This is a genomic window from Paenibacillus sp. 22594 (assembly GCF_052044425.1).
Lineage (GTDB): Bacteria > Bacillota > Bacilli > Paenibacillales > Paenibacillaceae > Paenibacillus_AQ.
Map to the genome: position 1 here is coordinate 230,750 of NZ_JBQENA010000004.1, position 15,959 is coordinate 246,708.

14 protein-coding genes are annotated in these 15,959 nt (G+C 50.0%); 1 reads left to right on the plus strand and 13 read right to left on the minus strand.

Annotated elements, in window-relative coordinates; all coding sequences use genetic code 11:
* Positions 1–11: 11 nt before the first annotated feature.
* The 10 genes from nuoF to cysT form a co-directional block, all read right to left on the minus strand.
* Positions 12–1,889 (minus strand): NADH-quinone oxidoreductase subunit NuoF, encoded by a 1,878-nt coding sequence (gene nuoF, locus ACTJKB_RS15095; protein ID WP_440835028.1) that lies wholly within the window; start codon positions 1,887–1,889, stop codon positions 12–14.
* 42 nt (positions 1,890–1,931) lie between these two features.
* A complete protein-coding gene (locus ACTJKB_RS15100) occupies positions 1,932–2,432 on the minus strand; it encodes an NADH-quinone oxidoreductase subunit NuoE family protein (protein WP_440835030.1) in 501 nt (166 codons plus the stop codon).
* Positions 2,433–2,519: 87 nt separating this feature from the next.
* Entirely contained in the window at positions 2,520–4,811 is a 2,292-nt protein-coding gene (locus tag ACTJKB_RS15105; RefSeq protein WP_440835032.1) for a thiamine pyrophosphate-dependent enzyme, read from the minus strand.
* Between the two features lie 27 nt (positions 4,812–4,838).
* Positions 4,839–5,828 carry a 2-oxoacid:acceptor oxidoreductase family protein gene (locus ACTJKB_RS15110; RefSeq protein WP_440835033.1) on the minus strand — a complete coding sequence of 330 codons (990 nt, stop codon included), beginning with the start codon at positions 5,826–5,828 and terminating at the stop codon, positions 4,839–4,841.
* Between the two features lie 61 nt (positions 5,829–5,889).
* The gene (gene hydE, locus ACTJKB_RS15115; RefSeq protein WP_440835034.1) at positions 5,890–6,948 is read right to left on the minus strand and encodes a [FeFe] hydrogenase H-cluster radical SAM maturase HydE; all 1,059 of its coding nucleotides are present in this window, start codon (positions 6,946–6,948) and stop codon (positions 5,890–5,892) included.
* A gap of 568 nt (positions 6,949–7,516) precedes the next feature.
* Positions 7,517–8,305, minus strand: a complete 789-nt coding sequence (locus ACTJKB_RS15120) for an MBL fold metallo-hydrolase (protein ID WP_440835036.1) — start codon at positions 8,303–8,305, stop codon at positions 7,517–7,519.
* 209 nt (positions 8,306–8,514) lie between these two features.
* On the minus strand, positions 8,515–9,582 hold the full coding sequence (locus tag ACTJKB_RS15125) for a sulfate ABC transporter substrate-binding protein (protein ID WP_440835038.1): 1,068 nt from the start codon (positions 9,580–9,582) through the stop codon (positions 8,515–8,517).
* 75 nt (positions 9,583–9,657) lie between these two features.
* Positions 9,658–10,722, minus strand: coding sequence for a sulfate/molybdate ABC transporter ATP-binding protein (locus ACTJKB_RS15130; RefSeq protein WP_440835039.1), 1,065 nt, complete (start codon positions 10,720–10,722; stop codon positions 9,658–9,660).
* A 1-nt stretch (position 10,723) separates the two neighbouring features.
* Positions 10,724–11,521: a sulfate ABC transporter permease subunit gene (locus ACTJKB_RS15135; RefSeq protein ID WP_074112423.1), complete on the minus strand. Its 798-nt coding sequence runs from the start codon at positions 11,519–11,521 to the stop codon at positions 10,724–10,726.
* Positions 11,518–12,333, minus strand: a complete 816-nt coding sequence (cysT, locus tag ACTJKB_RS15140) for a sulfate ABC transporter permease subunit CysT (RefSeq protein ID WP_440835041.1) — start codon at positions 12,331–12,333, stop codon at positions 11,518–11,520. The genes ACTJKB_RS15135 and cysT overlap by 4 nt, the downstream gene beginning before the upstream one ends.
* A 186-nt stretch (positions 12,334–12,519) precedes the next feature.
* On the opposite strand from cysT, the gene ACTJKB_RS15145 reads away from it, so the two are divergent.
* A complete protein-coding gene (locus ACTJKB_RS15145) occupies positions 12,520–12,921 on the plus strand; it encodes a secondary thiamine-phosphate synthase enzyme YjbQ (protein WP_440835043.1) in 402 nt (133 codons plus the stop codon).
* A 188-nt stretch (positions 12,922–13,109) separates the two neighbouring features.
* Here the strand turns inward: ACTJKB_RS15145 and ACTJKB_RS15150 are convergent, their stop codons facing one another.
* From ACTJKB_RS15150 to ACTJKB_RS15160, 3 genes are all read right to left on the minus strand, one after another.
* Entirely contained in the window at positions 13,110–13,691 is a 582-nt protein-coding gene (locus ACTJKB_RS15150) for a TetR/AcrR family transcriptional regulator (protein WP_062523860.1), read from the minus strand.
* A 3-nt stretch (positions 13,692–13,694) separates the two neighbouring features.
* A complete protein-coding gene (locus ACTJKB_RS15155) occupies positions 13,695–14,327 on the minus strand; it encodes a YigZ family protein (protein ID WP_074084944.1) in 633 nt (210 codons plus the stop codon).
* A 129-nt stretch (positions 14,328–14,456) separates the two neighbouring features.
* Positions 14,457–15,812 (minus strand): glucose-6-phosphate isomerase, encoded by a 1,356-nt coding sequence (locus ACTJKB_RS15160; RefSeq protein ID WP_074084892.1) that lies wholly within the window; start codon positions 15,810–15,812, stop codon positions 14,457–14,459.
* Between the last annotated feature and the right edge of the window lie 147 nt (positions 15,813–15,959).

The window sequence follows — 15,959 nt, forward strand, 5'->3', positions numbered from 1 at the left end:
CACTCCCATCGTCAGACTATCGCTACGGCATTGAACTTGCATACATCGAAGCAGACACCACACTTGATGCAGGCCACCGTGTCGATGACAAACGGTTCTTTAACTTCGCCTGAGATCGCATCATTCGGGCATTTTCGTGCACAGAGGCTGCAGCCCCGGCATAGATCAGGAACGATCTGATAAGAAATTAGGGATTTACAGACGCCAGCCGGACATTTTTTGTCGACAATATGGGCCATGTACTCTTCACGGAAATATTTAATCGTGGATAATACCGGGTTAGGAGCGGTCTGGCCTAACGCACACAGTGACGCATTCTTGATCTGGACCGAGAGGTTCTCAAGCTTCTCGAGATCATCGATACTTCCTTTGCCTCCAGTGATTTTATCGAGCAATTCAAGCAGACGTTTCGTACCTATGCGGCATGGCGTACATTTACCACAGGACTCATCACGTGTGAAATCCAGGTAGAACCTTGCAACGTCAACCATACAGGTATCTTCGTCCATGATGATCATGCCACCGGAGCCCATCATCGAACCGAGACTGGTCAGTGTATCAAAATCTATGGTGCAGTCCAGGTGTTCTTCTGTCAGACAGCCGCCAGAAGGCCCGCCGGTCTGTACAGCCTTGAATTTTTTCCCATCTGGAATTCCACCGCCAATTTCAAAAATAACTTCACGCAGGGTTATGCCCATTGGCACTTCAACCAGGCCGGTGTTCACGACTTTTCCGCCAAGAGCAAATACTTTAGTGCCTTTCGACTTCTCGGTTCCGATACTTGCATACCACTGCGCACCTTTAAGAATAATCTGGGCGACGTTAGCCAGTGTTTCAACATTGTTGATAATCGTTGGCTGACCCCACAGGCCTTCTACGGCCGGGAAAGGCGGCTTGGGTGTTGGCATTCCCCGGTGGCCTTCAATGGAGTGAATTAAAGCCGTTTCTTCTCCGCAGACAAAAGCTCCGGCACCCAGCCGCACATCAATGTTAAAGCTAAATCCGGTTCCAAGTATATTATCACCGAGCAGCTCATACTCACGGGCTTGTTCAAGCGCTTTCATAAAACGCTTAACAGCGATTGGATATTCTGAACGAACATAGATGAACCCTTGGTTTGAACCAATGGCATAACCGGCAATAGCCATGGCTTCAATCACAGAGTGAGGATTGCCTTCCAGGATCGAGCGGTCCATAAATGCTCCTGGGTCTCCTTCGTCCGCATTACAGATGACATACTTCTGCTCCTTATTCTGCTTCGCTGCAAATTCCCACTTCAGACCCGTGTTGAATCCGCCGCCGCCGCGTCCCCGAAGACCGGATTGCTTCATCGTATCAATAACCTCTTGGCGGCTCATGGTCTTCAGCACTTGGTCAAGGGCTTTATAGCCATCACTGCCGATGTACTCATCAATATTTTCCGGGTCAATGACTCCGCAGTTGTGCAGAGCGATCCGCACTTGTTTTTTGTAGAATTCGGTTTCTTCAAAGTTCAGGATTTCGCCGTCCTGTTTGGTCTTCTCGTAAATTTTTTTCTCATATGGTTTTCCGTGAAGCAGATGCTCTTCAACCAATTTCGGAATATCCTTAACCTCTACGCGGCTGTAAAAAATCCCTTCCGGGTATACAATGACGACTGGACCAAGCTCGCAGAGGCCGAAGCAGCCTGTTCGTACGACTTCCACCTGTTCCTGAATGCCATGACTTCCTATTACCTGGTTTAATTCGGCGATGATCATATTGGAATCCGACGATGTACATCCCGTTCCCCCACACACCATCACGGACCTGAACTTGATGGAATCAGCGGATTCTTCGGTGATTTTCCGGTTGTCGAGACGACCCTGCGTGAGCGTTCTGATGGCATCAAGATCCGTTAAAAGCTTCATACCCATACCTCCCGTTTCAATTGCGCCAGAAGCGCAAGATCATCATTTGTATTCGTTCAGAATTTTCGGAATGTTATTGGAAACCAGGCGCCCATGCACTTTCTCACCAATGGTCATGACTGGCGCAAGGCCGCAGGCCCCAAGGCAGCGGGTCGCTTCAAGTGTGAACTTGTTGTCCGCTGTAGTTCCTTGCACAGGCACATTAAGTTCCGTGCTCAGACGGTCAAGCACAGCTTGTGCGCCCTTGATATAGCAAGCTGTGCCGAGGCACACATGGACCACATTTTCCCCTTTAGGTGTGAGCGAAAAGAAATGATAAAACGACGCCACACCATAGATTTCACTCATTGGCAAATTAAGCTCCGTGGACACGATCTGGAGTACATGCTCCGGCAGATAGCCGTAGATATCCTGAACTTCATGGAGCACAGGGATCAAGGCCCCTTTGATTGCTTTGAACTGCACGATAGCGGACTGTACCTTCAAAAGCTTCTCGTCTACTTCAGCTACGTTTACACTGCTACTGTTTTGTTGATGTTCCATTAAGAACGCTCCCTCTGTATTAGAGTGATATTCATTGGCGAGGAAGAGGCCGAAGCCCTTTAACTATCGGCCTCCGTAGTACCATCCCTAGAGCAGCGAACTCTCGTGTCTGAGCTTCAAGCGGCTCCAGCGGCGCTCAATCTCGGCTTCGAAGTTTTGCAGCAGCTCGTCATCCTTCAGTAGATGTTTGGTCTTGCCCATTCCCTTCAGCCATTCCACTACCGGGATGCGCTTGCCTTTCAATTCTGGATTGTAGGTGATATTGGTGATGCCTTGCTCAATTTCATATAACGGGAAGAAGCAGGAATCTACAGCCGCCTTCACCAGGTCATAGCCGCTATGGTCAGAGGTTTTCCAGTTCAGCGGGCAGGCACAGAGAAGTTTGCCATAGGCAGTACCCACGTTATTGGCGTACCACTGTGCTTTAGCTGCTTTTTGCAGCAAATCCTGGGGATTGGATTCAGCGCCAGTGAATACATAAGGGATGTTGCAAGCCGCCAGAATTTGAGCCGTATCCTTGTGATGCCCCTTCTTCCCTTTTTGGGTTTTACCGACACCGGAGGTGCTGGTCATGTGTCCCATTGGCGTGGAGTAGGACAGTTGGGAACCGGTGTTCATATAACCCTCATTATCGTACTCAAGGATGATCATCTTATGGTTGCGAAGTGCCGCACCTACGGTTGCGCCCATCCCGATATCCATACCCCCGTCGCCGGATACCATCACGAAGGTAACATCGTCACTCACCTGCACTTCGCCTCGCCGCTTCAATTCATAGAAGGCATCAACCATACCGGCTAAGGTAGCTGCACCATTCTGGAACAGATTGTGGACAAAGGTTTGTTTATGAGATGAGTACGGATAACTTGCCGTGACAACATACGCGCATCCCGTTTGGAACAGGACGACCATATCGCCTTCGATTCCCTTGAAAAACAGCTCCAATGCGGAGAGTGCACCACAGCCAGGACATGCGCCATGTCCAGAAGCCAAACGATGCGGCTTCACAGTCAATTGATTAAGTGGCGGAAGCTTAACTTTTAGCAAACCGGTATCTTCGTTTTGGGTGACCGTGATCAGGCCGGTTTTAAAGGCATCACCATGCATCGGTTCCATCACCGGAACAAGAGCGTCTTTTTCTTCACCAGGGTAGTATCCATGATAGTCAAAAGGTTTCTCCGCATAGCCCTTTTCTGCCGCCTCTATAGCCAATTTAAAGAATGCTTCTGCATCATCAGCATAGAAGTCTTTACCGCCCAGGCCAAAGATACGGGAGACGATGATTGTCTTGTTCTCTGGATCTACTTGCAGAGCGGAGCGAATTTCGTGAGTCAGGTTGCCGCCCTTGGCTCCATAAGAGTCTGCACGTTCACCGACAAGCAGTGCCTTGACGTTCTTGAGCGCTTGCCGCAGCTGTTCGGCCGGGAACGGACGGATGATGTTCGGACGAACTAGCCCCGCTTTGATGCCTTTGGCGCGCAGAGCGTCAACGGTATCCTTGGCTGATTCACCTGCAGAGTTAAGCAGAAACACAGCTACTTCAGCATCATCCATACGATACAGGTCGAGAACCGGATATTCGCGTCCTGACAAGAGGGCATATTCCCGAGCGACTTCCTCATAGACCCCGCCCGCTTTTTCAAGCGCTACTGATAGCTGGTAGTGGTTATTCAGCAGGTCATCGCCACCCATATGTGCACCAATGGTTACCGGATGGGATGGATCTGAGACGTTCGGATAATTGTGATTCGGATTCGGGCCTACAAAATTCTGTACGACTTCGTTCTCTTTGAAATATTGGACCTTGCGTTTCTGGTGGGATGTGAAGAAGCCGTCATAAGCAACGATAACAGGTAGACGCACTTCAGAATGCTCAGCAATTCTGAGTGCCATGATGTTCATGTCATATACTGCTTGCGGTGTACTGGCAGTTAGGATGACCCAGCCTACATTAAGACCATAATACAAGTCTGAGTGGTCCCCACGAATATCAAGCGGCCCACTGACAGCACGGGTTACGAGGTTAAGAACCATTGGAAAACGTGTCCCGGATTGGGTGGGGAGCTGTTCCAGCATATACAGAAATCCTTGAGAACTGGTGGCGTTGATGACCCGTGCACCCGCCATAGCTGCACCGTAGCATATCCCGGCAGAACCATGCTCACCATCTGCTGCAATCAGCTCTATATCGTGCAGACCGCGTGCTTTCATCTGATCCAGGTACTGAGCAACTTCCGTGGAAGGCGTAATCGGGAAATACCCCATGATATGGTAATTAATTTGAGCTGCTGCTGTAGCAGCCATTTCATTTCCGGATTCGAAGTGTGTGACTTGCTCAGCAAGCTTAACCTCTTTCAATTGATTTTCAACTACAGCCATTTTTTTGTATCCTCCCTTTCGATTGATTTACAACACTTGAGGAACACGATGTTGTTCGGCAAACCCAACTTCTTCACGAAGACTGGTGAGGGCCTCTGTTGGGCATACATCGATGCATTTCAGACAGCCTTTACAGTATTGATAATCGATCCCGAGCAGCTGCTGCTGCTGGCGTCCCCGTTTATCTTGAACGGTCTCCCAAACAAAACAATAATCAGGGCAAACATTGTCGCAAGCCGCACAGCTAACACACAAATCTGAATCAAGTACCGGCAGCATACCAGACCGCGAGCCGCTCAAATCCTTCAGAGTGCTGTTGCCTTGAGCCGTAATAACGCCACCGGGCAGCTGTGTTAGATAGCCAAGTGCGGATTTTGCACGTATGAAAGGCTTTGCTTCGGGACCTTCCGGTACTTCATAGGTTTTAAATTTCACCTCATTGTAACCGCGATCGAAAGTACGGATGTTTGGCTCTACCAAGTGCGGGTATTTGTTCTCAAAGGTTCTGCGGATTACCGTACGCATTGCTTCCGGATCAAGGAAGTCGCAGATACGGAACATAGCGCCAAGCATCGAGGTATTTACTTTGGTTTTCTCTTCAACGGCTATTCCCATCGCATCTACTAATGCAATCGTGCCGTATTCAAGCTTCAGGTCTGCCCGAACCTCATCGAAGGCACGTGAGGTGTTAACCAGTACAACTCCATCTGGCTGCATGCCGCTTACCACGTTTACTGTCTTGTACAGGGCTTCATGAAAAACCGCAACCAGATGGGGTTCCTCAATTGGACTGTGGTCCCTAATCTCAACCTCTGGATCGCAGAAGCGAACGAAGGTTTTGATGGGGGTGCCTTTTTTCTCAGAACCGTAAGACGAGAAGTTGGCTGCATTGAAGCCAAGTTCAATTGCGCCTGTCTCGGCAAGCATTTTACCCGCAAGGTTGGCACCAAGTCCGCCGATGGATTCAAGACGGATTTCGTAAAAACCTAGCGCATTCTTTTTTGGCAAAGTTGACATTAAATCTCCTCCTTAAACGTGAAAATATTCACTTACATTATTAAAAATGATGTTCACAGCATTAGCTTTTATCTGGTGTGCGAATGAAGCTGCAGTGATCCCCTCTACTGAGTTCAATCTTAAATCCAGCGGCTGCGATTCTCATTTCAATACAGTTCCTGCAATGTGAAGCTTCGTCGCCCATGCAAATCTTATTCTCGTAAAGGGCATATTTCTCGCGAACCTTCAAGGGGGATAGAATAGGCATGACCACATTGCTTCCTGCCAAAAGTGCCTTCTCCCTACCTTCTCTATCCAGAGTCCCCATTGCCGTGGTAGCAGGCATCAGAGCATCTGGAACGAGCAATCTTGCCATGGCAATCATCACGAGCGTGTCCTCAACAGTTCCACCTTGAGCATCTTTAAGCGGCGTTGCGCTATGCGGGATGAATGGACCTATGCCGATCATTTCCGGATGGAGTTCTTTAAGAAATAGCAGATCCTCAGCAAGATGCTCGTAGGTCTGGCCCGGAAGTCCAACCATAAAACCGGCTCCAACCTGGTAGCCAATATCCTTGAGAGTCCGCAGGCAGTTCACACGGTTATCGTACGACATCCCTGGATGTAAAGATTGGTACAGCGAACGGGAGGCCGTCTCATGCCTTAGCAAGTATCGGTCAGTTCCTGCATCGAAAAGCGCACGATAAAAAGCTTCACTTCGTTCTCCAATGGACAAAGTGATTGCCACATCAGGATAACGAACCTTCATGCTCGTGACTAGGCGTATCATCCGTTCTTCCGTGAAGTAAAAATCCTCTCCACTCTGTAAGACAAACGAGCGATATCCGAGACGATAGCCCTCTGCCGCACACTCCAGAATCTCTTCCTCTGTCAGCCGGTAACGCTCCACCCTGGAGTTGGACCTGCGCAGACCGCAATATAGGCAATCCTGTTTACAGAAGTTTGAAAATTCTATTAGGCCTCGCATGAAAACGCTTTCATGATAGTGCTTCTTTCTAGTTTGTGCCGCTAGAATGTACAAGCGATCTTTGAGATCAGGAGTCAGATTCATAAGGAAATACACAATTTCTTCCTTAGTCAGCTCATTCTGCTCAACTAATTTGCCGAGCAATACCTCCATCGGGGCGTATTCCTCCATTCCGTATGCTGGCTATTCGATTAACTGCTTTTTTCTCAATCCTTTGTGAAGTAAACAAGTTGGAATAAACAATGAATTACTTAAGATTATGCTGAGTATGAGGGTTACATGTCGGCGTGATCTGCACATTTTGCTTTTTACGTATTTCTAAAAAAGCTCATCCATAAGGAACTGCAAAATCAACAGCGTATGTTTGTACTAGAGGGGTTTGATGAGGAATAAGTTGGAAATTATTAATCTGTCTACATTATATTTTGTGAATACTGACTCTGTATGTGAGAACTATCATTCGCAAAAAAAATAATTTGACAAAAACAGCGGGCCTCCGATAACCGGAGGACTCACCGGAATCGGCAAGGGAATCGCGGACAAGTTCCTTGAGGCCGGAGCGAATGTGGGGCTGTTCCTCGCCAGCCCGCTGGCCTCTTTTATGACAGGCCCGGCCATGAATGAACAAAACGGCTGCGCCGTCCTTCAATGGACGGCGCAGCCGTTTTGTGGAGAAATCCACTTATAGGATTGGGCTTAGTCCCGGACAGTCAGCCTCTCTTCAGCCTCGACCTTCGCCGTGACCCAGTTGTAGCTTCAGCCCTGTTACCGCGAGGGTCACATTTCCCGGAAGAATGTAGTCTTTTCTGAAGTCAACATCATGCGACATATGGGTATACACCGCACGGATTGGCTGTACGATGTCCAGCAGTTCTGCAGCTTCGGTCATATCATAGACTGAACGGGTGGACAGCTCAGCAGATTCATAATAAAAGCTTGTTCCCAGCACCAGGAGATCCGCCCCATGCATGTGCTTCGTCTCTTCTGGCGAGAGGGAAATGGAGTCCGGGCAATAGACCCAGGTGTAGCCGTCCTTTTCCAGCCTGTAGGCATAGGAATAGCCGTTCTTCCCGTGGTTGACCCGCCAGGTGCGGATCTGCCAGCCGTCCAGTTCAAGTCCGTCATCGCACGGAATCATATCAATGTGGCCGCTAAGCCACGGATACTGCCGCTGAATTACCGGAATCACCTCCGCCGGCGCGTAGAGCTCACCTCTATACCCCATCCAGCGGCAGCTGTCTGCCCATTCCGGCAATCCGCCGATATGGTCGAAATGGGCATGCGTCACCAGCAGCCTGCGCATGCTGCGCCGCCCCTGCAGCTCCATCTGGCGCCGCCAATCCGGGCCGCAGTCTATGACCCAGAAATCACTGGCGTTATCTATCAGCACTGAGGAGCGCAGCCGGATATTTTCTCCGCTGCTTCTCGCCTCCATGCAGGTCTCACAGCTGCAATATACCCGGGGTACGCCCATGGCGTCCCCGGTTCCCAAGAATACCAATGTGTCCACAAGCCAGCCCTCCTTAAATTTCGCGTCACGCGTCACGGATGTTCAGAAACACTTTATCATTATAGAACAGCTCAGCCACCTATTGCACCCTGTAGTAAGAAGTGGCTCCGATCCATCGGACTAACCCTGGCCGAACATAAAAAAGAGGGGCCTCATCCGCAGGTTAGCCCTGCCGATGAGACCTCTCTTTTTTCATCCGAATGCCCAATCTAGATTCCAGCCAGCACCTGATACCAGATGCCCCGCTTCGAATACAGTGTAGTGCGCACCTTATTCCAGCCGCCGAGATACGAAATGTCGAACAGACCCGCAGGAACCGGATAACGGCTCTCATTCTCTGCATAGACCTGCTTGTCAACGGGCCGGAACCCGTATTTGGCAAAGACCTCCTGCGCCTCTGGTGTAGTCAGATAATCCACCAATGCGTCCGCAGCTTCGCTGGTGCCATGTTCTTCGGCATACTTATCCACGACCGCAGCCGGATTTTCAATCAGGATTGTATTCTTGGGAATAACCACCTCATATTTCACACCTTGTGCAATCCGGGCCAGCAGCTCATTCTCGTAAGTGACGATCACATCGCCCACCCCGTATTCAAAAGCCGCCATGGAAGCCCGTCCGCTTTTGTCCAGAGACTCTACGTTCGCGTGTATACTCTCCAAAAATGCTTTGGCGGCAGCTGGATCCTTTGCCCCCTCCTGCTCCTCAGACAGCTTCAGGCCCGCCCCGTAGATGGCGTTGATATCCCACTGTGCTCCGCCGGAGGTCTTCGGATTGGGATAGAGCACCTTCACCCCTGGCTTCGCCAGATCCGCAAAATCATGAATGCCCTTCGGGTTGCCCTCCCGGGTACCCAATGCAACCACAGAGCGGGTCACCATTCCGTTCACCCCACGGTCCTTCCAGCCAGGTTCAACAAGTCCAGCCTTTACTAACTTCTCCACATCGCCTTCCATCGCCAGCAGCGTCACATCCGCTTCAAATCCGCCAACAATGGCCCTTGCCTGGGTTCCCGAAGCCTCATAAGACTGCTGAAAGGTGAGTGTCTGCCCCGTTTTGGCCTTCCACTCTGCTGCGAACAGGGGCAGAATCTCACCCATGGCATCCTTCGCAACACTATAGGCTCCAATCACTAGCGTAAGATCCCCTTGCTGCGGGCTGTCAGCCGCCGTACTTTCCTTACCATTCCCGCAACCGGCCACGGCCAGCGCAAGCATTGCCAGCATTAAGGCTGCTAGCCATCCGTGCAGTTGTCTGCTCCTTTTGATAAGCCTCATCCCGGCGACACATCCTTTGACAAGATACCCCCCACAATATGGAGATTTGACTTCGAAGCTTACTCCAGTACTTTATTAAATAAATACAGGCATTGGATCTTCTTTCAGTCCATTCTCTTGAATCCAGCTCCGCTCGTCATTGAACAAGTAGGCACGGTGGACAAGCACAGCGATTTCCTGACCCGGCGTAAGGGTTTCTTTCTCCAGAGAGCGGTAGGTCACCAGCTTGTGTCCGTTCACTTCCACCTCAATCAGCCATTCACTGCCGCGGAAATGCAGATGCTTCACGATGCCCTGCTCCGTGGCCGAAGCCATTTTGAATTCATTGATGTGGCCTACTTCGATGTATTCCGGACGAATCAGCGCCTTGGTAGGCTTGCCGCCACCTGCATTCTTGAAGCCCTTCAGCTCGGATGCGCTCCCGATCAGTGTGGATTCCCCGATAAAGGTTGCCACAAACGGCGTTTTCGGCTCTTTATAGATATCCCAAGGTGTACCCTTCTGCTCCAACCGTCCCTGATTAATAATCATAATCTCATCCGCCACTTCAATGGCTTCATCCTGGTCATGGGTCACGAAAATGGAGGTGATACCAACGCGCTCAATCAGCTCGCGAAGCCATGAACGCAGCTCCTGCCGGATCTTGGCATCAATCGCGGCGAACGGCTCATCCAGCAGCAGCAGCTGCGGCTCAGGTGCAAGCGCCCGGGCAAAAGCGACCCGCTGGCGCTGCCCGCCCGAAAGCTGATGCGGATAGCGTTTCTCAAAGCCCTTCAGTCCCGTAAGCTCCACCAGCTCGGCCACCCGGTGCTGGATCGTGTTTTTGTTCACCTTTTTCACCTTAAGTCCAAAAGCAATATTCTCATGCACAGTCATGTGCTTGAACAGCGCATAGTTCTGGAACACAAAGCCAATCTCACGTTCCTGGGGCGGAAGATTATTTACGGTCTTGCCGTGAAAAATGATCTCGCCGCTGTCCGGTGTCTCAAGGCCCGCCAGCATGCGCAGTATCGAGGTTTTCCCGCCGCCGCTTGGACCGAGCAGGCCAATAAGATGGCCTTTGGTAATTCCGAAGTTAACATCCTTCACCGCATGAAAATCTCCAAAGTGCTTATCGAGTCCCCGGACTTCCACATGCATATTAATGCACTTCCTTTCTTCTTTTGCTCCATTCCATAAGCAGCAGCAGACCCGCGGAGAATGCGGCCAGCACCAGCGCTATACCGCCCGCAGCCGTTACATTGAAGTTCTCAACGTCCTGATAGACCAGGGTAGTGGCAGTCTGGGTTTTGTTCATGATATTCCCCGAAACCACCAGCACTGCTCCGAATTCACCCAGTGAACGCGCAACCGTCAGAATCACACCGTAGATCACAGCCCAGCGGATGGAGGGCCAGGTTACCTTCCAAAAAGTAGTCCAGCCATACGCACCAAGCGTTGAAGCTGCCTCCTCCTGCTGTGACCCGATCTCCTGAAGCACAGGCATGACCTCACGTACCATCAGGGGAAAGGTCACGAAGAGTGTTGCAATGACCATTCCCGGAAAAGCATACACAATCTTCATCCCGATTTGCTCAAATACAGCACCCAGCGCACTATCCGGCCCGAGCAGGAGCACAATCATCAGTCCGCCAATAACCGGCGATACGGCATAAGGCAAATCTACGATGCTGTTCAAAAGCCCTCTGACCCGTCTGCCCAGCCAGTTCGCCCTTACCAAATACAAGGCCATCATAATGCCAAACAGCGTATTGAGCAGCGTGACCACCACAACGACGAATCCTGTCATCATCAGCGCGTGCAGCGCCTCCGGCCGGGTCAGGGCATCCCAGAAGCCGCCGAAGCCTTCACTGAAGGCACCGATCGCCATTTTCCCGAGAGGTGCAGCAATCAGCAGGAAAAACACAAGATAAGTCAGTCCGATCCATAGTCTCCTCATGCTCTTCTCCCCCGCATCTGCAGCATATTGATCAGCCAGAGAATGAGAAAGGACAAGGTTAACAGGATGATGGACACCGCTGCGGCACCGACCGGATTGTCACTTTCAACTTCACCGAAAATAAACACGGAGGACACTAGCGTCCGTCCCGGAATATTGCCCGCTACGAGCACGACGGCTCCAAATTCGGCAAGTGCCCGGGAGAATGCAAGCATGCCGCCACTAATCATCCCGGGGGACATGGAAGGAAGAATAACCTGCCAGAATACCCGGCTGCGTGTAGCTCCCATCGTATAAGCCGCTTCTTCTTCAGAGGCATCCAATTCCTCCAGCAGCGGCTGTACCGCACGGATCACAAATGGAAAAGTTACAAAGACCATGGCAATCACAATAGCCGGCTGGTGAAATACAATCTCAAATCCCAATGCTTCAGCCATTCCGCCGATCAGACTGCCCGGACCCAGCAGCAGCAGAATCATTAGCCCCCCAACCGCCGTAGGCAGCGCAAATGGCAAATCCACAAGACTGTTCAGCAGTGCCTTGCCGGGAAATTGATAGCGGATCAGCACCCAGGCAATCATCGTGCCGAGCAGAACATTAATAACTGTAGCAATAACGGCCAGTTTCAATGTCAACAGTACCGACTTCCAGGCAATCGGGTCGCTGACGCTCTCGGCAAAGTTTCCGAAGCCCAGAGAGAATGAGTTGTAATAGACACCGAGTATCGGCAGAACAATAAGTACAACAAAATAAAGAAGTATCGTCGTGCGGAATCCCCAGGTCCATCCCTTGTGTCTAAGCAGCGTATTCAAGAATAAGTCCCCCCACCTCCGGCTTACCGGTCGGTATACTCGCCTTTACAGCCATAATTATTCCTATTAATATACTTGGTTTAAAGTTATCATTACTTTACCAAATGCCCCATGCCCCGTCAATTACTTTCATGCCGATTTGGGGTAAAATATAGTATATTGGCAACACAGAGAGGGGATAACGTTATGCTGCACACTATGGAGATCAGTACCAGCAAACGGGATGAACTGCGGGACATCACCCGCGAAGTCATTTCCTATGTCAAAAAGAGCGGTGTACAGAATGGCATCATCGTCGTCTACTGCCCGCATACCACAGCCGGAATAGCCATTAATGAGAATGCCGACCCTGATGTCAAACATGATGTGCTAATGAGGCTTGACGAGGTTTTTCCTTGGGAGCATCCCAAATACCGCCATGGAGAAGGTAATACCGCTTCTCATCTGAAATCCATCACCGCCGGCCCCTCACAAAGTATTATTATTCATGAAGGCGCACTTCTGCTGGGACGCTGGCAGGGCATTTATTTCTGTGAGTTCGACGGGCCCAGACGCCGGCAATGCCATTTTAAGATCATCGAGGGCTAAGACAGCCTTAACCGCCAAATTTCAAAAGTACTTCTCTGCCTAACAAAAATAGCGGCTCCGCCTATTCCGGCGGAGCCGCCTTTTATACACCTATACCTATGAGAGCTGCCTTCACACTTTCGTCATTGAAAGTAATAAAGTAATACCAATGCAACGCGCTAAATTGATGAGTGATAAAAAAACAAGCCCTACAAACTGCGGCTTAATACCTTGACATGCATGATTGCAGCCTGCCTGACATCTTCGAAGGATACCTTATCCTGGATATAGTAAGAAATAAATCCGTGTGCAGACAAGAACAAGGTTAACGGGATGCTCTGCCAGTCTTCGGACACATACCCCTCTTCCTTCATGTGCGAACGTACAATACCTGCGAATAACTCAAAACATCGGCCCTGTTCCGCACGACAATAAGCAAGCAGCTCTTCGTCACGGATCATGAACATAATTTCATACTGATAAGGATGATCCAAGCCAAACCGGATAAATTCCAGAATCAGCTGTTCCACCCGGGTCATTCCCGGTTCAGGAGGAGTCTGCATGACTTGATTCAGCAATGTGGCTACATGATTGAAATCCTCGACGACGATGGCGTAGAACAACTCAGCCTTTTCCTTGAAGTGATAATAGAGCGACCCATGGCTGTACCCCAAATGCTGGCCAATGCTGCGCATCGATATGGCCCGGTATCCCTTGGTAATAAATAAATGCCTCGCCGCTTCCAGGATTCTTTCCCTCGACAACTCCTGCTCGACTGCTCTTCTTGCCATATCTTATTCCCCTTCGCTGTAGTAAAGCCGCCGCCCTTCTGTAACCAGCGCTTGCCCCTGGGTAAGATCCGTTATCCATGCCATAAACGCGTCGCCATCATCATTGCGTGGAAGACACAACAGCGTAACCTTATCCGTAAATAAAGTTTCACCAGTCTGAATGCCTCTTCCTCTAAGCTCGTTCTCAACCTTGCCCAGCCAGGTATAGTCGATTTCAACAAATACCTCCCGCCTCAGCACACGGGTGATCACTTCTCCAGCTTCGAGTGCCAGCACAGCGCCGTCCGTATAGGCCCGGATTAATCCGCCTGCACCCAGCATAATGCCTCCAAAATAACGGGTGACAACAATTGCGACATTTTTAACGTTTTGGCTGCGAATTACTTCCAAAATCGGTTTACCGGCCGTTCCACTCGGTTCCCCGTCATCCGACTGTCTCTGGATCTCGTCCCGCTCACCAATCATATAAGCTGAGCAGTTATGTGTGGCATTCCAATGCTGCTTCTTGATATTCTCGATAAATTGTACCGCTTCTTCTTCGTTCTCTACCGGCATAACATGACCGATAAAGCGTGACTTACGGATTACGACTTCCCGGGAACCGGGAGAGCGCACCGTCCGGTATTGTTCCAGCATCATTATTCCATTCCTAACATCTATATAATAACTTGATATATATTAGGAGCAGGCCATGGTATTGGATTACCTATGGACTGCTCCCGGGTGCTTACTGCTTGTATGAATGATCTTCGGTGTTCGGCAATACTATTCGGTAAGTCTGGCTTCGAGCTCTGCTTTTTCTTTCTCGTAGCCCGGTTTGCCGAGCAGTGCGAACATATTCTTCTTGTATGCTTCTACGCCCGGTTGGTCGAACGGGTTAACGCCCAGCAGGTATCCGCTGATTCCGCACGCTTTTTCAAAGAAGTACACCAGGTACCCAAAGGTATAAGGCGTTTGATCCGGGATGGTCACGATCAGATTCGGTACTTGTCCGTCTGTATGTGCCAGCATCGTACCCTGGAACGCTTTTTTGTTGACAAAGTCCATAGTCTTGCCAGTCAAGAAGTTCAGACCGTCCAGATCATCCGGATCATTCTCAATGGATACATGATGCTGAACCTGTTCAACCTGGATCACTGTTTCGAAAATATTACGGTTACCCTCTTGAATGAATTGGCCCATGGAATGCAGATCCGTGGAGAAATCAACGGAGGATGGATAAATACCCTTGAAATCCTTGCCTTCGCTTTCGCCGTATAGCTGCTTCCACCATTCGGATACAAAGTGCAGGGAAGGTTCGTAGTTAACGAGAATTTCCGTTGTTTTGCCCTTGCGGTACAAAGCATTGCGGACTGCAGCATATTGATAGCTCTGGTTGGTAGCCACGTCAGGATTGTTGAACTCATCGGCAGCGGCTGCGGCCCCTTGCATCATTTCTTCAATATTGATTCCAGCTACTGCGATTGGCAGCAGGCCTACTGGTGTAAGTACAGAATAACGTCCGCCTACATCGTCAGGAATAATGAACGACTCATAGCCTTCTTCATTAGCAAGCTTCTTGAGTGCGCCCTTCTCCTTGTCAGTAGTGGCATAGATACGTTTGCGTGCTTCTTCTTTGCCGTATTTCTTCTCCAGCGCTGCGCGGAAAATGCGGAATGCGATTGCCGGCTCAGTAGTTGTTCCGGATTTGGAGATGACGTTCACGGAGAAGTCTTTGCCTTCTACAAGGTCAAGCAGGTGTGTGATATATGTCGAGCTGATATTGTTCCCTGCAAAATAAACTTCCGGTGTTTTGCGTTTGTCTTTGGAAAGGTTGTTATAGAAGGAATGCGAGAGAGCTTCAATCGCTGCACGCGCGCCCAGATAAGAACCGCCGATACCGATAACGATAAGCACATCGGAATCCCCTTGGATTTTCTTGGCAGCCTGTTGGATACGGGCGAACTCTTCCTTGTCATAAGCTGTAGGCAGATCGATCCAGCCCAGGTAGTCGGAACCTGCTCCACTTTTGTTATGAAGCTGCTCATGGGCCAGCTTCACCGGGGCGGCAAAGTAGTCAATCTCATGCTGGCTAAAGAAGGAAAGGGCTTTGGTGTAGTCAAAATTAATCTTCTTGGACATCGGTATTGGTAACCTCCTGTATATCTCTTTAGATTTGACACCGTTTGTTACAACTTTATAATAGGATACTTTAATTTGCCTTTACTGGCAAGGTCTTAAGGCACATCCCGGGCTTTAGAACCATGTTTTTGAAAGTTTTGTGGAAGC

Excerpts from the sequence above, each read along its gene's own strand:
- ACTJKB_RS15145 (WP_440835043.1), top strand. The coding sequence starts at position 12,520 with ATGCTGCACACTATGGAGATCAGTACCAGCAAACGGGATGAACTGCGG.
- ACTJKB_RS15125 (WP_440835038.1), bottom strand. The coding sequence starts at position 9,582 with ATGAGGCTTATCAAAAGGAGCAGACAACTGCACGGATGGCTAGCAGCC.
- ACTJKB_RS15100 (WP_440835030.1), bottom strand. The coding sequence starts at position 2,432 with ATGGAACATCAACAAAACAGTAGCAGTGTAAACGTAGCTGAAGTAGAC.
- hydE (WP_440835034.1), bottom strand. The coding sequence starts at position 6,948 with ATGGAGGTATTGCTCGGCAAATTAGTTGAGCAGAATGAGCTGACTAAG.
- ACTJKB_RS15130 (WP_440835039.1), bottom strand. The coding sequence starts at position 10,722 with ATGCATGTGGAAGTCCGGGGACTCGATAAGCACTTTGGAGATTTTCAT.
- ACTJKB_RS15155 (WP_074084944.1), bottom strand. The coding sequence starts at position 14,327 with ATGCTGGAACAATACCGGACGGTGCGCTCTCCCGGTTCCCGGGAAGTC.
- ACTJKB_RS15160 (WP_074084892.1), bottom strand. The coding sequence starts at position 15,812 with ATGTCCAAGAAGATTAATTTTGACTACACCAAAGCCCTTTCCTTCTTT.
- ACTJKB_RS15105 (WP_440835032.1), bottom strand. The coding sequence starts at position 4,811 with ATGGCTGTAGTTGAAAATCAATTGAAAGAGGTTAAGCTTGCTGAGCAA.
- nuoF (WP_440835028.1), bottom strand. The coding sequence starts at position 1,889 with ATGAAGCTTTTAACGGATCTTGATGCCATCAGAACGCTCACGCAGGGT.
- ACTJKB_RS15135 (WP_074112423.1), bottom strand. The coding sequence starts at position 11,521 with ATGAGGAGACTATGGATCGGACTGACTTATCTTGTGTTTTTCCTGCTG.
- ACTJKB_RS15150 (WP_062523860.1), bottom strand. The coding sequence starts at position 13,691 with ATGGCAAGAAGAGCAGTCGAGCAGGAGTTGTCGAGGGAAAGAATCCTG.
- ACTJKB_RS15110 (WP_440835033.1), bottom strand. The coding sequence starts at position 5,828 with ATGTCAACTTTGCCAAAAAAGAATGCGCTAGGTTTTTACGAAATCCGT.